Below are 18,574 nucleotides of genomic sequence, written 5' to 3' on the forward strand. Positions count from 1 at the left end.
CTTGGAATCTCTCTCCGAATGAGGGGGTTACTATAGAGCAATCATTTCTTAAGGAGTGCATATGAAATCAAAAGATAAAAAAAAAAGAAATACAAGAGAAATATAGAGAGAAAGTACAACTAGCAAAAGAAAGTAAAAAGTACACCATAGAATCATGTATCGTTGTTACCATAATTGTTCTATTTGTGGTACTAAATTTAGTTTTTAAAAACTTTTAGCTAACTTTGTTTCTAATAACAAAAATTATGTAAAAAAAGCTAGTATGAATCTAGCTTTTTCTTTTTTAATTATAGGTATTTTAATTTCTTTATTCATCAGATTTTGAATGTATACTTTTGTTGAAAATTTTAGAGAAAATGTGTGATGTGAGATAAGATCAATAAAATCAATGAAATGAATGTAAACTAATATTCAAAAGTTTACTTTCATTTCATAAAAAAAAAGAGTCCTATTAATTCAGGACTCTTTTTTGTTTTGGGGTAATTCTGAATTCTTAAGTTGATGAGCATGTGACGTTACTCCTTTTAGTAATTATTTTTCAGCAGGATTTTAACTTCTTTTCAACCCAATTAATTAACAATTTGATTTAATTTAAACTTTGTTAACTTTCGTCTTTATCTAAATTAAGCATAGCGGAAAATGACAATAATTAACACACTTGTTTAAAAATTGTATATTTTATAATATTTATATATGAGGAGCAGTATATAAATTATTTTATATCTGTCTATATACCATTTATACAGGAGGGAGAATAGTAAATGAAAATAAGGATTATAGCGGGAATACTTTCTTTTATATTATTGTTTAGTTTTACGTTGCCATCATTCGTTGATGCAACTGTTGAATGAGATAATGATACAGTTGTTGAGGAATATGTTCCTGAAGAAGATGGTGGTATTGATTTATCTAATGTTGATGTTTCTAATTTTGATTCTGAAGGATTTGAGAAAGAATACGATTTTCTAGTAAATGATCCTGTGTTTTTACAATTAGAAGAGGAATTAAGTAAACCAAGAGTTGAATATGTTATTGAAAAAAATCCTTTTACGGGTGAATTGGTGGTTAAAGAAGAAGTATTACCTGCTCTTGTTATTGGGGCATTAAGGGTTTTAACTTCAAAAGTGGGAAGAACAGCTGCAGATAAAGGTTGGAAAATAGCAAGACCTTATGTGCAAAAAGCATTAAACGCACCAAGTAAATATATTCTTGATGGTCCATCGGGAACAAGAATTATTCAAGTTAGATCTAAGGCTACTAAACAAGTGATATTTAGATTAGATTATGGTCCAGTACATAATAAAGGTCCATATTTACATTATCATGTTCCACCAAATTTAAAAGATCATCATATTATTTGGTAGAGGAGATATTAATTAATATTATGTGTAACTATGAAACACAACAACATATGCATATAGGCTATTATGAAGATGGATACGATTTAGAAGTTATTGCATATAAAAAAACAGATAAGCTCATTTGGGATGTGTTCATTGAAGAGTATGAAGCTGGTTTTTTGTATGAATATGCTAGGAAACATAAATTAGGTAAATATTTGGCTGGTTACGGTAGAAAAATATATTCATTAGACGATAAAGATACTACTGAAGAACAATCTAGATTAATTTTTGAAAAGTGGTTGAAAACTAATAATATTATTTAATGTAGAAGCGATTATGCCGCGAAAGTTTCTTTACCATGAGGGAGGTAGTCCCATAGGGCGGTTTTGCCCTGTGGGATTTCTTTCGGGAATTTGAGGGGTTTTTATGCTTAAATTTATAAAAGAGAAGTTAGCATTAATAGGTGCTCTTTGTTTGTTTGTTATTACTATTGTAAATTATACAGTAAATAACGAGACAGTAACTAGCATAGTTAGTATCTCATTATTTATTTTTGTATTAATCTTATATATTATTTCTAGAAATACTAAAGTATCTTAAGGTGGATAGATAGAGTGTGAGATTCTTTTGTTATAGAGTTACCTTACAAACAATTAGAGGTAGTTGTAGCGTGTCTGTCAACGGTAAGCGGACAGAATGGAGCGGAAGCGAAATGAAGGAGCATTAAGGAGTTGACAGACTTACTGTCCCAGACCCTCTTGTGGTTGTCAAACGGTACCCGTTTGATCCTGCCTACCGGCGAGGGAGCCCCCTCAAAAAATGAGGGGGTTGGGGGAGTTTGTTAGATGGGGTCTGGGGAAGATTTCCCCAGTGGGGTTGGGCAAAGCCCAAGATTTTTCTTTGGCACGGCAAGCCGTGCTCAGCGGTAGCTGAAGAGTCCCGCAGGGCACGCTCTAGTCGCAAGAAGTTTATTGAAACAAAAGAAGACTTAGCGAGTTTGCAAGATAGATATCATCAACGTATGAATGAATATGGTTATAAGCTAGAAAGAGGAACAACAAAAGATATTAAACATGCGACGGTTCTGGTGCAAAAATAAATTTTTAAAAAAGTAGGACCTGAATTTCCTACTAAATTACAGATTATGATGCGATACCAAACAATTTATCAATGAAATCTTTTTGATTTTGGGCAGACTTTACCCCTTGATGAAGTTGCTTCTTTTTCATCATATGCATCGCTTCTATGCCACTCAGTATGTAAGTGGCTGTACGAAATGTTTTGAATCCTAACATCGAACGTACTCGCTTTTTAATAAATCGATGATCTTGTTCCACGATGTTATTGAGATATTTCACTCGCCTTATTTGGATGCCTACAGGCATCTTTTTTTCATTCTTCAACTCTTCAATTGCTACAGGATAGGCGGGATTCCTATCGATGGTTATCACACGAGGCTGTGAAACATGAAAAGACTGCAAAGCTTTCTTGAAGAAACGCTTTGCAGCCTTGTGATTTCTTGTTTTGCTTAGATAGAAATCAATGGTGTTTCCTTCTGAATCAACTGCACGATATAAATACATCCACTTTCCTTTGACCTTAATATACGTCTCGTCTACTCGCCAAGAATCATTCGTTTTCTTAAGATGACGACGAACTCTCTTATCTAACTCAGGACCATATTGGTGAACCCAACGCATAATCGTTGTATGAGCAATGGATAAGCCTCGTTCCTCCATCATTTCGACTAAATCACGAAAACTGAGGTTGTACCGTAGGTACCATCTTACCGTTAATAAGATAACATCAGGCTGATAATGTTTCCACTTGAATACATGTTCCTTTTCCATACCGATCACACCTTTTCTAGAGTAATAGAATCAGTATGTCCAAGTTTTAGAGATTACTTACACGTATATTAAAGTTTTTGCACCAGAACCCGAAATGTGCTAATTTATTTTTCTTCTTCCAGATTTGATAAATCAAATCTCCATATTCATGAACCCAACGCATGATGGTTGTAGGGTGAACCGATATTCCACGTTCTCTCAAAAGTTCAGATACATCGCGATAACTTAAAGAAAAACGACAATAGTAGCCGACGGCTACCAAAATAATATCTTTCTTGAACTGTTTTCCTTTAAAATATTTCATGCATCATGCTCTTCGAATCATTTTTCTTACATTTTAATTTCGCTTAGAAAACTTTGCAACAGCAACTTTTTATCTAAGTACATCAAGAGATAAAAAAGCAGCCAAGCGCTTTTTCAAGAAAGCCTTGGCTTTTTCGTATGTTTCTAAACCTCGTGTAATAACAGTAGATAAGAACCCTGCCTATCCTGTAGCGATTCAAGAGTTGAAAGAAGAGAAACATATGCCTGAAGGCATACAACTAAGGCAAGTTAAATATCTCAATAATATAGTAGAACAAGACCACCGGTTTATTAAAAGGCGAGTTCGTTTTATGTTAGGATTAAAATCATTTAAAATAGCAATCTCTATATTGAGTGGTGTTGAAGCCATGCATATGATGAAAAAGGGGCAACTTGTTTTACCGGACAAGTCTGTCCAAAACCAGAAAGAATTGATTCATAAATTGTTTGGCTTAGCTTCATAAGATAGAAATGTAGAGGAAATTGCTACTCTATGTTTCTAACTAACATTTTTGCACCAGAACCAGAAAATGACTTTTCAGATTTGTTTGTAATGGGTTTTATTGAACATCCTAATACATTCGGTGTTAAGTGAGGTTTTGTTTCTTATCCATCTTGTTAGGGGGTTCATATGTTTTTTTGAAGAAACAAGAGGAAAATGGACAACTTTTTAGAAAATATTTCATATATTTGATTATGTATGAACATTTATCTTTTGGTCGAGTAGAAAGTGATTTCAAAAGAGAGGAAGTGAGGGAAACCATGATACATCGGTATGAAATTGATTTTTCTGTAATGTATGGTGGCAAGGTAAGAGATTTACAATCCGCGATTATTCCAGCACGTTCTTTAGAGGAAGCAAACGAGAAATTGAAATCAGAAGTTAAACGACGATTCGGGAAATGTCATGTAAGAATTGATACGGCCAATTTATGTGTTTCAGAGGATAGTAGATATAAAATAGTGTGAAAAGGTCTTGTTTATAACAAGGCTTTTTCTGGTTCTGGTGCAACAACTCTAAAGCTCTTGCAAGTAATCTCCTAAACTTGGACATACTGATACTATTACTCTAAAAAAGGTGTGTAATCAGTATGGAAAAGGAAAATTTGTTCAAATGGAAGCATTATCAGCCTGAACTAATCTTATTAACAGTAAGGTGGTACCTACGGTACAATTTGAGCTTCCGTAACCTGGTGGAAATGATGGAGGAAAGAGGGGTATCCATTGCTCACACAACGTTTATGCGTTGGGGTCATCAGTATGGTCCTGAATTGGACAAACGAATTCGTCGTCACCTCAAGCAAACCAATGACTCTTGGAGAGTCGATGAAACATATATCAAGGTTAAAGGGCAATGGATGTATCTGTACCGTGCTGTTGATTCGAAAGGAAACACAATCGATTTTTGCCTAAGTAAAACAAGAGATCAGAAGGCTGCAAAGCACTTTTTCAAGAAAGCTTTGCGGTCTTTTCATGTTTCGCAGCCTCGTGTCATAACAGTCGATAAGAATCCAGCTTATCCTATAGCAATTGAACAGTTGAAAAAAGAGAAAAGCATACCTGACGGTATGCAACTTAGACAATAAAAGTACTTAAATAACATAGTTGAGCAAGATCATCGCTTTATAAAAAAGCGAATCCGTTCTATGCTAGGGTTCAAATCTTTTGACACAGCTACAACCATTCTTTCTGGAGTAGAAGCCATGCATATGATTAAAAAGGAACAGAGTGATTTAGGGGACCAGTCTGTCCAAAAACAAAAAGAATTTATCTATCAATTGTTTGAACTTGCAGTATAAGATACAATTCTGTTAGGAATATATGCATTTTATTCTTTTTTTGCACCAAAACCTTCAGTGATATTGGGGTATTTTTCCTTTGATGTTTACACAAGATATATGTATAATTTAAATCGTAATGATTACGATTTAAATTAAGGAGTGTTATTAATGAAGATTTCATTTGTAAAGAGGGTAGGCATATTAACTATTAGTTCACTACTAGTATTAGTAGGCTGTCAGACTTCAAGTTCATCCGAAGGCGAGTCTAATAAAGCATCTGAAAGTCACACACATGAAAGCAAACACGATCACGGCCATGAGCACGATCATAGTCATGCACATGATGAAGAAACAAAAAAAATTTATGAAGGATATTTTGAAGACAGCCAAGTGAAAGAACGATCACTCTCCGATTGGGAAGGAGACTGGCAATCTGTATATCCATATTTACAAGATGGAACGCTTGATGAGGTATTTGCGTATAAAGCGAAACATACAGGTAAAATGACAGCTAAAGAATATAAGGAGTATTATAATGAAGGGTATCAAACAGATGTTAACCGTATTGTGATTCAAGGGAATATTGTAACGTTTTTCAAAAATGGAGAAGAATATTCTGGTAAGTATATCTATGATGGGTACGAAATTCTGACATATGATGCGGGAAATAGAGGTGTAAGATACATATTTAAACTAGCAGAAAAAGCTGAAGGAGTTCCTCAGTATATTCAATTTAGTGATCATAGTATCTATCCAAATAAAGCTAGTCATTACCACCTGTATTGGGGTGACGACCGTAAAGCTTTATTGGATGAAGTCATACACTGGCCTACCTACTATCCATCAAAAATGGATGGACATGATATTGCCCATGAGATGATGGAGCATTAAATTAGGAGTCACGATGAATATTTCTTTCACAAATATGTAAAACTCAAAGGTTATCAATCCAGAATCACACTGTTTAATACTCAAAAAGTTAACCATAAAAAATATTCTCTCAGATTAACAAATACTTTAATGGAATAAGGAGCGCAAAAATAATTAAACATTTTGTGAAAAGATATTAAAGTTGTTTAATTATATACTTAGAGATGCAAAAACCACCTACAAGTTAATTTAGTAGGTGGTTTTAAAGTTGATAAAAAATAAGTTTTATTTGTTGCAGTCTTTTCATTTAAATGAATAATAAGTTGTTTCATTTCGGAAAGCGCATCGTTCAACATAGCCCTCATTTATAATAAATAACGTTCAATAATTTGTTTTGTTATTTCTTCTTGATACTTACTAGAAAAAGGATCTGCAAAACCATGCTCTGCTTCTACAATTTCAATAAACACATTACTTTTTTGTTCTAACACTTTTTTCAATTCTTTTGGTTCAAAGGACTTTTCTTTATCGCCATACAATAAAATAACTTCAGCTTTTGGTTCAATTTCTATATATTGTCTAATACGAGAACCATAAAAACCAATTACCTTTTGAATTGATGGCTCATCACTACATAGCCAACCAACAGTTGCCCCTATACTAAAACCAACAATCTGAATTTTATTATAAGACTGTTCAACATCACGTATGAGTTTCTTTGTTTGTTGAAGCACAGCATCAAATCCAATATTTTGACTAAAATTATGATAGGCTACTTCTTCATTTTCATAAGAATATGGTACATCTTTTCCTAATAGATTTGGTATATATACATCATAGCCATTTTGAAAAAAATAATCTGCATAATATCGAATATGTTGATTGATTCCATAAATTTCGTGAAGTAAAATCACACATTTTTCAACATTTTGTTTTAACTCCATTAGTAAAGTTACACTCCCTTTCTGCCCTTTATTGTACTAATAAAACATCGTGATATCGTAATTTTTATTATGCATCAAAAACATTAGAATAAATACCCAATAATGGGTTCTGTTGCAAAGTTTGAAAAAAGCATAAACAGGTTGGTAAATGAGGAACAATGTTTAGGAAGTAGCTAGTAATTGTTGAAGTTCATTGTACGTTGAAAAGGCGGAGTCTCTTTGAAGACTTCGTCTTTGTTTATATAGGGCATGAATAGTCTCGATACCTTTTATCGTACGTGAAGCATGACGAAGATTTTGAAATCCTGCGGATTTGGCAAAACGTCTCTTTACATGCCTATGATCCTGTTCTATGAGATTATTCAAATGTTTGATTGTACAATGGATTGTAGTTTGATAAAATCCTTGTTTTCTTAATTTGTTAAATGCGCAAAGTAATGCCGGTGCTCTGTCTGTAGTGAGAACCGCTGGTTCTCCAAATATTTTCACTAATCTTTTCATAAAAGCATATGCCGCTTGATGATCTCGTTTTTTACGAAGTTGAAACTCTAATGTATTCCCCTCTTTATCGATTGCACGATAGAGATAACACCATTCACCTTTAACTTTTATATAAGTCTCATCCAACTTCCACGATCGTTGTACATGCTTATTTTTCTTTTTCCAAATTTGGTAGATTAAATTTCCATACTCATGAACCCAGCGCATAATGGTTGTAGGATGAACGGCGACACCACGTTCTCTTAGGATTTCAGATACATCGCGATAGCTTAAAGAAAAACGACAATAGTGGCCCACGGCTATTAAAATCATATCCTTCTTGAACTGTTTTCCTTTAAAGTATCGCATTTGTAATTCTCCTTATTCTTTTTTTCTAGAGTGTAGCCTCATTTAGAAAACTTTGCAACAGAACCGAAATCAGGTTCTTAACGATTTTATCAAGTATCAAGCAAAATAATTCAGAAACGTAGAAGGGACAGTACTAACATGGAAAACATATCAAATGTAGAGAAATTGGAATCAATAAAATCTTTACAATCGACAATCAGTAAACTCGAAAATGTCTTGTCACAGATGACTCAGAAAGGCGCAAATACTACCTTAGTAAAGAAACGACTCAAAGCTGTTTGCATCGGCTTAGCAATGCTAGAAAACGTTTGGAATCAAAGACCCCATCATTACAACCAGGAAGATTTAACAGAAGCTCGCAGTGTTCTTATGGGTTTACTTCCATCAATTGAGAATATTTATGTTAAGTCAAAGGCTGTTAGTCCCCAAAGAACGCTTTTAGAAAGAAGAATAAAAGCGTTGAAACTAGCTATTCAAGTGATTGACAATCTTTCTTATAAATAACTTATCCAACTAAATAGAGTAACGGGTGCTTTAGTTCAATAAGAATTAAACCACTTTATTATTGATTTTTGAGTACCAATACATTTAAATGGATAAAAATTAAACAACTTTAAAGAGCTTTACTACAAAAAATGTAGTAAGGCTCTTATATTTTTATATCGAAATTAAATAACTTTATTATCACTTTACAGCTACTTCCTAAACATTGTTCTTCATTTACCAACCTGTGTATACTTTTTTCAAACTTTGCAACAGAACTAGTTTATTTATATGAAATGATTTTGAACGAAACATAATTAAAAGGAGTTTATATTAGATTACTTATTTAATTTTTTGAACCGAACACTTTAAAGTCATAAGCATGAATTGACTTTCCTCCCCGGACAGAGTTAACAATTTCTTCCATACCTATAACTTCACTTTCTTTAATTTTCTTGCCATTTTTTAAAGAATAAATTTCTATATAATATTTATCTTTTCGATTTTTATCATACCGTAAGACATATAGTTGATCGCCCTTGAAGAAGGTTTGCTCATTGTATCTAACACCATCTGTTACATGATAGTCAATCTTAAACTTAGTATTTACTATATTTGTCTGTGTATTAAACGTAATAACGTTACCTAATCCATTTATAAAATATAATTCATTGTTATGTAGATATGCGGAATTGTTTTTTGTAAAAGGTATTGAAGCTGTAGTATCCTCTTCGGAAGACAACAAAATTAATTCTTGTTTTAATGTCGTTTTATCGATACGTAACAAATAAACTTTTCCTTTAATCGTATTATCATTTTCAACTAAAACCGTATAATAAAAATTTTCATCACTTAAAATAGAAGAATAACTAGAATATGACATATTTTTATCTAAACTAATTTCTGTAACATCTTCAAGCTTCATCTTTAAATCATTAAATGTTACCTTTTTTAGACTATATTCTTTTTTGTCTATATCTTGAGTTATGACCAAAATAGTTTCTTCATCCACTCCAGAGCTCATAAGATAATGTGGGATATTTCCTTTATGAATACCTTTTTTATTACCATATACAACATTTGAATCATATCCTCCGGTATCAGGATTACTACCAGAATTATAGATGTTTACAAACAAGTCGCTGTTTTTTAAATATGCTCTGTAATCTCCTGTATGTTGGTATTTCATCTTAAACTCTTTAAAGTTCTCTCCTACAATTTTAAGCTTATCCTTACTTTCTAATAAAAGTTCTTTTTTATTTTCTGATACTCCTATACCACCAAGCTCTAAACCATTCATTTTATAACCACTTGCTTTCCCATTCTTATTAATAAACACTGCATAACTAATACCCTTACCATCCATGTCTTGATCAGCTGTAGAAGAAAGATATACCACAGCTTGTTTATCCTTCAAAAAATCTTTTTTTTGAATATCTTCCTCAGATATCAAATCCACATTTGAGTTACTGAAAAAGAAAAAATAGACTAATATTGTAATCACAATTACACCTAAAATAACAAATAGTAGTTTTTTCATTATGATATATTCCTTTCTTACAAGAAGAAGTGCAACAAATGGATTCGTTGCACTTCTTTCTATTAGATATTTCGAACTACTGATGTCTGTTTCGCATCACGAACATCTCGTGGATATACGCCAGCGCCACCATCTTTGTCTAAATCTAAACCACCATTAAGCTGGTAAGCTGACCAGATAAGTTTTGAACAATTTTTAGCTCCATAATGACCAGTAGTTCTATTCGTGGCGAAATTATAAGAATATCCGTCTTTACCTACACGACTTTTCACCCACCATGCAGCATCATTTTTGTTTTGCCAAGTAGTATTTACAGATTTGACAACAGCGTCGCCTTTATCGACTTTACGAGCTGTTGTACTAAGTGTACGTACTCCATCACCTGGAACTGATTCTACAATTGTATTTGAATTATAGTACATACCAACATGTCCATGATTCAAATATGCAGTATATGAACCAGTATAAAAGAAATCGCCCATATTGCTATTACCTACAGATACTGTACCACCACTACCGCCTAACGTGTTTATTTTTTTATTTGCTTCTTTTTTACCTTGAGCTTCATCTGCTTTGAGTTCTTTATAAATTTGTTTAGTAATTGCCTCTTTCGTATTTCCTGTATTCTTTGCCATTTCATTAATACTTGATATTAATTCCGATGTACTCAAATCCGGTTGCATTTTCTTAATTTCATTCAAATAAGGTAAATCATCACTTTCTGCAAAAGTAGCAGTAGGTACAACTACAGCTGAAGTCATTAAACCCATTGTTAATGCTAATGCATGTAATTTTTTCATATTACATCCCCCTTTTTGAAACTATTAATAAAAATACATATTTTACTAACAATTCATTTATTTGGAACATCATCCTCATCATATCTTACAAATAATGTATGTGTAAATGTGTTTTTCGGAAGAAAATTATTTCTCAAGACAACCTTTGGCAATGTATATAGGACAATCAGCAGTGAATATTTTTTACCAAAGCAATTATCAAAATATATATAAAGTTTATAACCAAAGAATCTATGGTTCTGTTGCGAAGTTTTGTTAAGGTTAAGTGGTGCTAACAAAAAGTTGTACATTTTATGCGATTGTTAGTAGCTCCTGTAATTCATTGTATGTCGAAAAACCGAAGTCTGAGCCAAGACTTCGGTTTCGTTTATATAGAGCATGAATGGTTTCGATGCCTTTCAAGCTACGGGAAGCGTGGCGAAGATTTTGAAATCCTGCGGATTTGGAAAAACGTCGCTTCACATGCCTATGGTCCTGTTCAATGAGATTGTTCAAATGCTTGATTGTACAATGAGTTGTATTTATATAAAAGCCTTGTTCTCTTAATTTGTTAAATGTGCAAAGTAATGCTGGTGCTTTGTCTGTAGTGAGAACCGCTGGTTCTCCAAACGTTTTGACCAATCTTTTCATAAAGGCATAGGCAGCCTGATGATCCCGTTTTTTACGAAGTTGAATATCCAATGTGTGCCCGTCTTTATCAATTGCACGATATAAATAACACCATTTTCCTTTGACTTTTATATAGGTTTCATCTAGTTTCCAAGATAATTGAACGTTTTTATTTTTCTTCTTCCAAATTTGATAGATAAGATTTCCATATTCATGAACCCAGCGCATGATGGTTGTTGGGTGAACCGAAACACCACGCTCTTTCAAGATTTCAGATACATCACGATAGCTTAAAGAAAAACGACAATAGTAGCCGACGGCTACCAAAATAATATCCTTTTTAAACTGTTTTCCTTTAAAATACCCCATATATCATTCTCCTGCTCACACTTTTTCTACAGGTTATCTCAGTTTAGAAATCTTTGCAACAGAACCTTAGAGGATATTTAATTACAGGTTCCGGCCTTGCAGTTATAGTTTCTTTAATGCTTCTAATTTATTGGCTCATTAAGTATAAAGAAAAAAATATCATCTGGTTTATTGCACACTTCTTAACCCTTGCTTTAAGTTTATTCTTTCTGATAAATCTTTTAGTCGGACCTAATTTTTCTAATTACCCTATGGTATCAGAGGAGAATTCACTTCAATTGGCCTTATCAGGAATCACTTGGGTAGTAAGTATTATTTTCCTCTTAAAAGGAATTTTGGGTTTATTAAAAGAAACGTTCGTAATTAAAAACAGCACCTAACCTTATTTAAATACGGTTAGGTGCTGTTTTAGTTACCATAGCCCCACTTATCGGCACAGATATCTTTAGATAATGGCACCTTACAATACTGTAAGGTGCCATTATTTGGTTTTTATATTATAATCAGATATGGAAAAAATTACACAAAAGAGAGGATACATATGTACAAAAATGAGACTAGAAAACAATTTGTTATCCTTTTTGATGGTGTTTGCAATCTATGTAATGGGTGGGTTCAATTTGTTATTAAAAGAGACCCAAAGAAACTGTTTAAGTTTGCACCTCTTCAATCAGAACTAGGAGACTCCATTATTAAGGATTACAACATAAAGATGAAAGGTAAAGCCTCTATTGTTTTAATTGAACATAATAAAACACATATAGAATCCACAGCCATTTTACGCATAATAAGTCAACTTAAAGGACCTGTAAAAATCTTATGTTTATTCAGTCTCATTCCTAAACCCCTTAGGGATAACATATACAGACTAATTTCAAGAAATCGATATCGTTTGTTTGGAAAAAAAGAAAGTTGTCTCATCCCCAGTAAAGAGATACAAAACAGGTTTATTACAGATCAAACAGAAAGTAGGAAAATCAATGAATAGAAGTACGTTTTCAAAAAAGCTTAGAATGACGATTATCACTACATTTAGATGGACTTTAGCATTAACCTTCTTGATTTATGGAATTATCAAAATCTTTCCGGGTCAATTCTCTACTGGTGACTTTACATATGATTCGACAAAGGATTCAGCAATGCAATTAGCATGGCATTTCTTTGGATATTCAAATACATATAATCTTTTTATCGCTTTCGGAGAAATAACAGCTGCTTTATTATTATTAATTCCAAGGACAGCAACTTTAGGAAATATTATTTACTTGCCTATCACAGTAAATATTACTATTCTTGACTTTTGTTTTGAGATACCAGCTCGTTCTGTTAGCACCTTACTAACAGGTATGAGTATAGCTTTACTTTTCTTTGAATATAAAAAATTAAAAAGAGTGTTTTTAGATTCGCCAGAAGTATATAAGAAATCTATACCAACAACCCTTACGAAAGAGAAGGTGAACATGCAATGATTGTACCCGTTATTTTGTTAATCGCTTTTGTGGTTTCTGCCTTCTATTATTTTGTTATAAAAAAAGAAGTCTGATATGTATACCATATACACCTTTAGTTAACATAATGTAATTTCCATGAATTACCAAATAAAAATATAGCTCATATCGCATTATTATTTTATACTGAAAAATAACATGGATAAATTTGGAGGAATGTATATGAACGAAGTTACTAAAGCAGGGAAGATGCAAGATATCGGTGGCATTAGACTTTATTACGAATTTTTCGAAAGACAAAATGAAAACATTACAGTGGTATTTGAATCTGGGTACGGGTTCCCTTCTGATTATTGGAAGCCTATTAAAGACGAGATTTCAAAATTCGCACAATTCCTTATTTACGATAGAGCAGGTTTAGGAGAAAGTGAAAAAGACGATAGACCAAAAGACAGTAAACAGTCCGTTGAAAATCTGCGTAACCTATTACAAAATGCAAATATTAAACCACCATATATGTTTGTAGGGCATTCAATAGGGGGAGCTAACGTAAGATTATACGCTAGTACATATCCAGAAGAAGTAGCAGCAGTTATTCTTTTAGATTCTTGTCATGAAGATCAAAACAAAATTATGCCACCATTATTCACTGAAGAAATGAGATCTATTTACTTTGATCAATTTTCAGTGGAAGGTTCTTTAAATGAAATTCAAGATAGTTTAGAGCAAATAAGCAAGGCTAACTCATTAGGAGACATACCCCTTACAGTTGTCAGTGCAGGTTTACAGTCCTACCACACAACTGAATCTTTTGCTGCTTGGAATTTATTTCAAAGAGATTTAACCCATTTGTCAACGAAAAGAAAACACATTATTGTAGAAGATGCTGGACACCTTCTACATATTGATCAACCACAAGTTATTATTGATATTATTAAAGACACATTGAAAGAAATTAAAAAGGGTTCTGTTGCAAAGATTTCTAAACTGAGATAACCTGTAGAAAAAGTGTGAGCAGGAGAATGATATATGGGGGTATTTTAAAGGAAAACAGTTTAAAAAGGATATTATTTTGGTAGCCGTCGGCTACTATTGTCGTTTTTCTTTAAGCTATCGTGATGTATCTGAAATCTTGAAAGAGCGTGGTGTTTCGGTTCACCCAACAACCATCATGCGCTGGGTTCATGAATATAGAAATCTTATCTATCAAATTTGGAAGAAGAAAAATAAAAACGTTCAATTATCTTGGAAACTAGATGAAACCTATATAAAAGTCAAAGGAAAATGGTGTTATTTATATCGTGCAATTGATAAAGACGGGCACACATTGGATATTCAACTTCGTAAAAAACGGGATCATCAAGCTGCCTATGCCTTTATGAAAAGATTGGTCAAAACGTTTGGAGAACCAGCGGGTCTCACTACAGACAAAGCACCAGCATTACTTTGCACATTTAACAAATTAAGAGAACAAGGCTTTTATATACATACAACTCATTGTACAATCAAGCATTTGAACAATCTCATTGAACAGGACCATAGGCATGTGAAGCGACGTTTTTCCAAATCCGCAGGATTTCAAAATCTTCGCCACGCTTCCCGTACCTTGAAAGGCATCGAAACCATTCATGCTTTATATAAACGAAACCGAAGTCTTGGCTCAGACTTCGGTTTTTCGACATACAATGAATTACAGGAGCTACTAACAATCGCATAAAATGTACAACTTTTTGTTAGCACCACTTAACCTTAACAAAACTTCGCAACAGAACCATCTACATATAGATAAACCCACACTAACGCTATTTCATCAGATGCCTTTGTAACTTTCCCTAATCCCTGAAGTTCTGGATAATCAGGATGGATAACCATTACCAAATCATCTTTATAAAACCTCAATTCAATCTCCTCATTTCTGTACAAAATGAAATTTTTATACTAATCTTCTTTAACTTCTACACTCCATCCACACTTACAAGTACGTTTAAATACATCATCATCAACTTCTAAGGTTCCTTCACCATCACCAATCTTGTCATTACCACAATTCATACAATTTCCATACTTATCTATAAGTTCTACAGTTTTCCAATCATTCATTATTAATCCTCCTCAAGTTCCGTAACAGTTAAATAATTACGAGCTTTCTTTCTGCTAGCCACTCTCTTTCTATAAGCTGGTGTTTTATAAAAGAGTATTGTCTTAGGAAGTACGCCCATATGTTGAGCGCATTCCTGCATGGTCCCGATACATATGAGCGATTCACCTTTGTAAACGGCATATTCTTTTGAACTTGTTATGACACTCATTACTCGACTCCCCTTTAATCTAAAATGAAGTTTGTTTAGAATCATTTCACTTTATTTCTCAATATATAGAACCTAGAATTCTTATTAATAATCGTGTATTATATGAACAAAGAGTAACTGAAAGATTTACTCTTTGCCATCTTGGAGAGGACCTGCTATTCTTAGCTGGTCCTCTTTTCATAGACTTGAAACCGTACTAAATAGCGTTTTTGTTATAAAACCTCTGTTAATATCCGAAACGTCTTATACATCTGATCTTCAATAGTAATTTCAATTGGTTTACCAACTAATTCCGAAACCGTATTTACTTTCGCTTCTTTCAATACAAAAGCTAGTTCTTTTAATACTCTTTGATACGCTATATTTTTCTCTTCTTCAGAATCCCATTTGCAATTGCTGCTAATGTTAATCAAATGTCTACCACCACAACTAACCCCGCTATTCCCATCAAAACGGAATTCGAGTTGCAATCCCATTAAAAAATCTCTATCTCTATATGTTCCGAATTCAGCTTTCACAATCTTCCCTAAAAATTTACCGTCCATTTTCATTCTCCCTTTCCCTCAAATAACGATTTTGTTTATTTAATCCATCCCTGTTTTATTAACTTTTGTGTAGACTCTTTAGCTAACATGACTGTTAACTCTCCACTTTTTCGTCGAAAGAAAATTAGATTTGAAACCGTATTTTTAGCATTCAGACCCCTTTCCCATCTAAACGTTGGATCGACCTCATTACAGTATGGTGGTAACGTTACATTTTCTTCTATCGTCATATTCCCGATAGCTCCACGCATTTTCTTGAATCGTTTGTAATCTTCATTAGCTCCTTTACACACATACAACGCTAATTGCTTCCCTCTTGTATACCGCATCTCTCATTCTCCCTTTCTACAAAAATAATTTTTTATTAATTCTGTGATTTGAATCACTTGTCCACCGAAGGACCCATGTTATGATTAATTTGTCGAGTCTGACATTCTCGGCTATACCCTTACTTAACCCTGTTTATCTACGGGGTTTCTTTTATTCAAATAAGGATTTTGTATTAAATTAACCTTCCCATACATGAACGTAGTAGTGAGACAATTCTTTTTTCTCCATAACTACATTTCCATCTGGATCAAGTAATCGGTGCATCGATATTTCTCCTTCGTCTTCTCGCATACAACCAACTCTTAGCGCTTCTTCTTTACTATCTGCTTCGTATTGATATTCGAATCCGTATCTGTGATATTCTAATATCCAATACTTTCCGTTTTCTTCCAGTTCCCCTTCTACCTGTACAAAACTAACTGATTCAGAATAATATCCGTTCGATTCACCTAACCAACGCAACGTTACATATCCTTTGATTGTTGCTAATTTATAAAACGTCCATGTGCTACTTCCCCAATCATTTTCTGGACCATCTTGACTAATTTCTTCTGCCATTGTTATAGGTGAGCCAATAAGGTCTTCTAAATCCCCGATAATGTCTTCAATTCCGACTGACTCGCAGCAGTCTTGCTCATGATACATCTTGTAAGGGGTACGACAACGATTCGTTCTTTTTCGGGCCACTTGTAAAAAACTTTGAAATGTATGATAAAACGATGATTTTAGGGTAATTAGATTTGTAGTCTTCAAGAACGTTTTCTTTAAATATGTTCCGTAAACTTATTTTCATCAATGTTTATTGGTGTTCCGTAAACAAATCTTGTCAAATTCATCTCGAAAAGTTAACGGAATTCCAGTTCTGTTAACTTAAAATGGCGAGTGGCCCCTAAAAGTAGTAATCGTTGCCGTCCCCCATATAGAACTATCGTGGCACATCGACTTCAGAAGAGGGGTAAGAATCCCTTGGTAAAAATCTTTATTTTATTTATTAATAAATACGGTACGTGAAATTATTTGTATGCATCTTGAAAAAGCCCCTTTGAAAGGAGCCAATTATTTTACAAGATTCTTCTGTAATTCCTCTATTATAAGCTCTGCACCTGTCGGACTTAGCGTAATCTTTCCGTCTGCTAAAGTAATATTCTTATCAGATACTTCTCCTGTTATTGCACAAACGCCATGGGCTTCATACTTTTTCAAGATAATCTTTTCACCTTCTACATAAATCTCTAATGGTGTTTTTTCTTCAATTTCCAGCGTGCGTCTTAACTCCATTGGTATAACGATACGTCCTAAATTATCTAATTTTCGAGTTACTCCTGTTGATTTCATGAAATCTCTCCCTTAAATTTTCTATAGCTCTATATTTTATACCCCATGTCACTTTTCATTGTAACAAGTTTTCTCCAAAGATTGAAAACATTATAATCCAAAAGCTTACAATCATAATAAGAATCTCTTTACACCTTTGTGAAAAGGAATACTTTGTATCTTCCATCTATTGTTTCCTCCTTTTGTACAAAGATCTACTTAACGTCAGAATGGTAAATCGTCGTCCGAAATATCAATTGGTTGACCTGAATTAGAGAATGGATCATCATTCTTTTTAAATCCAGAATTACTAGATTGATTAAATGAGTTCGAACCTTGATTGCCAAAACTAGCTCCTACTGGCTGTTGATTAAATGAATTACGTTCTCCCCCACCACTATTACGTGGCTCTAAAAATTGTACGCTCTCAGCAACAACTTCTGTCACATATATACGCTTCCCATCTTGCCCATCATAATTACGTGTTTGAAGACGACCATCTACACCAGCTAAACTACCTTTCTTTAGATAGTTTGCTACATTCTCAGCTTGTTTACGCCAAACAACCACTGAAATGAAGTCAGCTTCTCTTTGTCCCTGGTTTGTGAACGGTCTATTCACAGCTAGCGTAAATGTTGCGACCGCAACCCCATTTGGCGTGTAACGCAAATCAGGATCCTTTGTGAGACGACCAACTAAAATGACACGATTTAAAGACATATATTTATTTCCTCCCTTAATTCAACTTATTTTTTAGGTTCACCAAACCATTCATACATAGCTTGACGACTAATGATCCATTCCTTCCGCTTTCCTCCTGGTTGTAAAAAATACTTGATTAATCCTTCATCGGTTCTGTTGCAAAGATTTCTAAACTAAGATAACCT

23 protein-coding genes and 5 pseudogenes are annotated in these 18,574 nt (G+C 33.5%); 12 read left to right on the forward strand and 16 right to left on the reverse strand.

Annotated elements, in window-relative coordinates:
* The first annotated feature begins 767 nt into the window (after window positions 1-767).
* The 3 genes and pseudogenes from Y7E_RS30575 to Y7E_RS30580 all read left to right on the forward strand — a co-directional run bounded on the left by Y7E_RS30575 (window position 768) and on the right by Y7E_RS30580 (window position 2,442).
* A pseudogene (locus Y7E_RS30575) lies at window positions 768-1,364 on the forward strand (hypothetical protein).
* Between the two features lie 20 nt (window positions 1,365-1,384).
* Complete coding sequence (locus Y7E_RS0128135; protein ID WP_017154512.1) at window positions 1,385-1,666, forward strand: DUF3986 family protein; 282 nt, start codon at window positions 1,385-1,387, stop codon at window positions 1,664-1,666.
* A 515-nt stretch (window positions 1,667-2,181) separates the two neighbouring features.
* On the forward strand, window positions 2,182-2,442 hold the full coding sequence (locus tag Y7E_RS30580; protein ID WP_017154513.1) for a plasmid recombination protein: 261 nt from the start codon (window positions 2,182-2,184) through the stop codon (window positions 2,440-2,442).
* Window positions 2,443-2,485: 43 nt separating this feature from the next.
* On the opposite strand, the gene Y7E_RS0128145 is transcribed toward Y7E_RS30580, so the two are convergent.
* A complete protein-coding gene (locus Y7E_RS0128145; protein WP_017154514.1) occupies window positions 2,486-3,193 on the reverse strand; it encodes an IS6 family transposase in 708 nt (235 codons plus the stop codon).
* A gap of 85 nt (window positions 3,194-3,278) precedes the next feature.
* Window positions 3,279-3,497: pseudogene (locus Y7E_RS30585) on the reverse strand (IS6 family transposase); the annotation flags it as partial.
* Between the two features lie 58 nt (window positions 3,498-3,555).
* Here Y7E_RS30585 and Y7E_RS30590 point away from each other — a divergent pair.
* From Y7E_RS30590 to Y7E_RS0128175, 4 genes and pseudogenes are all read left to right on the forward strand, one after another.
* Window positions 3,556-3,960 (forward strand): annotated as a pseudogene (locus Y7E_RS30590) (DDE-type integrase/transposase/recombinase); the annotation flags it as partial.
* Between the two features lie 298 nt (window positions 3,961-4,258).
* Complete coding sequence (locus Y7E_RS0128165) at window positions 4,259-4,465, forward strand: hypothetical protein (protein WP_026049386.1); 207 nt, start codon at window positions 4,259-4,261, stop codon at window positions 4,463-4,465.
* Between the two features lie 122 nt (window positions 4,466-4,587).
* Window positions 4,588-5,295: pseudogene (locus Y7E_RS30595) on the forward strand (IS6 family transposase).
* 150 nt (window positions 5,296-5,445) lie between these two features.
* Complete coding sequence (locus tag Y7E_RS0128175) at window positions 5,446-6,168, forward strand: ZinT family metal-binding protein (protein WP_017154521.1); 723 nt, start codon at window positions 5,446-5,448, stop codon at window positions 6,166-6,168.
* A gap of 344 nt (window positions 6,169-6,512) precedes the next feature.
* On the opposite strand, the gene Y7E_RS0128180 is transcribed toward Y7E_RS0128175, so the two are convergent.
* Both Y7E_RS0128180 and Y7E_RS0128185 read right to left on the reverse strand, forming a co-directional pair.
* The gene (locus tag Y7E_RS0128180) at window positions 6,513-7,091 is read right to left on the reverse strand and encodes a dienelactone hydrolase family protein (RefSeq protein WP_017154522.1); all 579 of its coding nucleotides are present in this window, start codon (window positions 7,089-7,091) and stop codon (window positions 6,513-6,515) included.
* A gap of 162 nt (window positions 7,092-7,253) precedes the next feature.
* Window positions 7,254-7,940, reverse strand: a complete 687-nt coding sequence (locus tag Y7E_RS0128185; RefSeq protein ID WP_017154523.1) for an IS6 family transposase — start codon at window positions 7,938-7,940, stop codon at window positions 7,254-7,256.
* Between the two features lie 138 nt (window positions 7,941-8,078).
* On the opposite strand from Y7E_RS0128185, the gene Y7E_RS0128190 reads away from it, so the two are divergent.
* Window positions 8,079-8,444, forward strand: a complete 366-nt coding sequence (locus Y7E_RS0128190) for a hypothetical protein (protein WP_017154524.1) — start codon at window positions 8,079-8,081, stop codon at window positions 8,442-8,444.
* A gap of 325 nt (window positions 8,445-8,769) precedes the next feature.
* Here Y7E_RS0128190 and Y7E_RS0128195 read toward each other — a convergent pair whose 3' ends face one another.
* From Y7E_RS0128195 to Y7E_RS0128205, 3 genes are all read right to left on the reverse strand, one after another.
* Window positions 8,770-9,963: a hypothetical protein gene (locus Y7E_RS0128195; RefSeq protein WP_017154525.1), complete on the reverse strand. Its 1,194-nt coding sequence runs from the start codon at window positions 9,961-9,963 to the stop codon at window positions 8,770-8,772.
* 62 nt (window positions 9,964-10,025) lie between these two features.
* Entirely contained in the window at window positions 10,026-10,763 is a 738-nt protein-coding gene (locus Y7E_RS0128200) for a hypothetical protein (protein ID WP_017154526.1), read from the reverse strand.
* A 291-nt stretch (window positions 10,764-11,054) separates the two neighbouring features.
* A complete protein-coding gene (locus tag Y7E_RS0128205; protein ID WP_017154527.1) occupies window positions 11,055-11,741 on the reverse strand; it encodes an IS6 family transposase in 687 nt (228 codons plus the stop codon).
* 541 nt (window positions 11,742-12,282) lie between these two features.
* Here Y7E_RS0128205 and Y7E_RS0128210 point away from each other — a divergent pair.
* The 4 genes from Y7E_RS0128210 to Y7E_RS0128225 all read left to right on the forward strand — a co-directional run bounded on the left by Y7E_RS0128210 (window position 12,283) and on the right by Y7E_RS0128225 (window position 14,906).
* Window positions 12,283-12,729, forward strand: a complete 447-nt coding sequence (locus Y7E_RS0128210; RefSeq protein ID WP_017154528.1) for a thiol-disulfide oxidoreductase DCC family protein — start codon at window positions 12,283-12,285, stop codon at window positions 12,727-12,729.
* The gene (locus Y7E_RS0128215; RefSeq protein ID WP_017154529.1) at window positions 12,722-13,210 is read left to right on the forward strand and encodes a hypothetical protein; all 489 of its coding nucleotides are present in this window, start codon (window positions 12,722-12,724) and stop codon (window positions 13,208-13,210) included. The genes Y7E_RS0128210 and Y7E_RS0128215 overlap by 8 nt, the downstream gene beginning before the upstream one ends.
* A 201-nt stretch (window positions 13,211-13,411) precedes the next feature.
* Complete coding sequence (locus tag Y7E_RS0128220) at window positions 13,412-14,185, forward strand: alpha/beta fold hydrolase (protein ID WP_017154530.1); 774 nt, start codon at window positions 13,412-13,414, stop codon at window positions 14,183-14,185.
* Window positions 14,186-14,216: 31 nt separating this feature from the next.
* Complete coding sequence (locus tag Y7E_RS0128225) at window positions 14,217-14,906, forward strand: IS6 family transposase (protein WP_026049387.1); 690 nt, start codon at window positions 14,217-14,219, stop codon at window positions 14,904-14,906.
* 32 nt (window positions 14,907-14,938) lie between these two features.
* Here Y7E_RS0128225 and Y7E_RS33815 read toward each other — a convergent pair whose 3' ends face one another.
* The 9 genes and pseudogenes from Y7E_RS33815 to Y7E_RS33380 form a co-directional block, all read right to left on the reverse strand.
* Complete coding sequence (locus tag Y7E_RS33815; protein WP_017154532.1) at window positions 14,939-15,088, reverse strand: hypothetical protein; 150 nt, start codon at window positions 15,086-15,088, stop codon at window positions 14,939-14,941.
* Window positions 15,089-15,127: 39 nt separating this feature from the next.
* Window positions 15,128-15,289 (reverse strand): DUF3797 domain-containing protein, encoded by a 162-nt coding sequence (locus tag Y7E_RS31120; RefSeq protein ID WP_017154533.1) that lies wholly within the window; start codon window positions 15,287-15,289, stop codon window positions 15,128-15,130.
* A 2-nt stretch (window positions 15,290-15,291) separates the two neighbouring features.
* Window positions 15,292-15,498, reverse strand: a complete 207-nt coding sequence (locus tag Y7E_RS0128240; protein ID WP_017154534.1) for a hypothetical protein — start codon at window positions 15,496-15,498, stop codon at window positions 15,292-15,294.
* 212 nt (window positions 15,499-15,710) lie between these two features.
* On the reverse strand, window positions 15,711-16,043 hold the full coding sequence (locus Y7E_RS0128245; protein ID WP_017154535.1) for a hypothetical protein: 333 nt from the start codon (window positions 16,041-16,043) through the stop codon (window positions 15,711-15,713).
* 35 nt (window positions 16,044-16,078) lie between these two features.
* Complete coding sequence (locus Y7E_RS0128250) at window positions 16,079-16,372, reverse strand: hypothetical protein (protein WP_017154148.1); 294 nt, start codon at window positions 16,370-16,372, stop codon at window positions 16,079-16,081.
* A 178-nt stretch (window positions 16,373-16,550) separates the two neighbouring features.
* Window positions 16,551-17,060, reverse strand: a complete 510-nt coding sequence (locus tag Y7E_RS34680) for a DUF7448 domain-containing protein (protein WP_422666724.1) — start codon at window positions 17,058-17,060, stop codon at window positions 16,551-16,553.
* A gap of 369 nt (window positions 17,061-17,429) precedes the next feature.
* Window positions 17,430-17,708, reverse strand: a complete 279-nt coding sequence (locus Y7E_RS0128260) for an AbrB/MazE/SpoVT family DNA-binding domain-containing protein (protein ID WP_017154537.1) — start codon at window positions 17,706-17,708, stop codon at window positions 17,430-17,432.
* A gap of 204 nt (window positions 17,709-17,912) precedes the next feature.
* Entirely contained in the window at window positions 17,913-18,407 is a 495-nt protein-coding gene (gene ssb / locus Y7E_RS0128270; RefSeq protein ID WP_017154539.1) for a single-stranded DNA-binding protein, read from the reverse strand.
* A gap of 26 nt (window positions 18,408-18,433) precedes the next feature.
* A pseudogene (locus Y7E_RS33380) lies at window positions 18,434-18,535 on the reverse strand (DNA-binding protein); the annotation flags it as partial.
* Between the last annotated feature and the right edge of the window lie 39 nt (window positions 18,536-18,574).

The sequence above is a fragment of the Bacillus bingmayongensis genome (genome assembly GCF_000299035.1).
GTDB lineage: Bacteria > Bacillota > Bacilli > Bacillales > Bacillaceae_G > Bacillus_A > Bacillus_A bingmayongensis.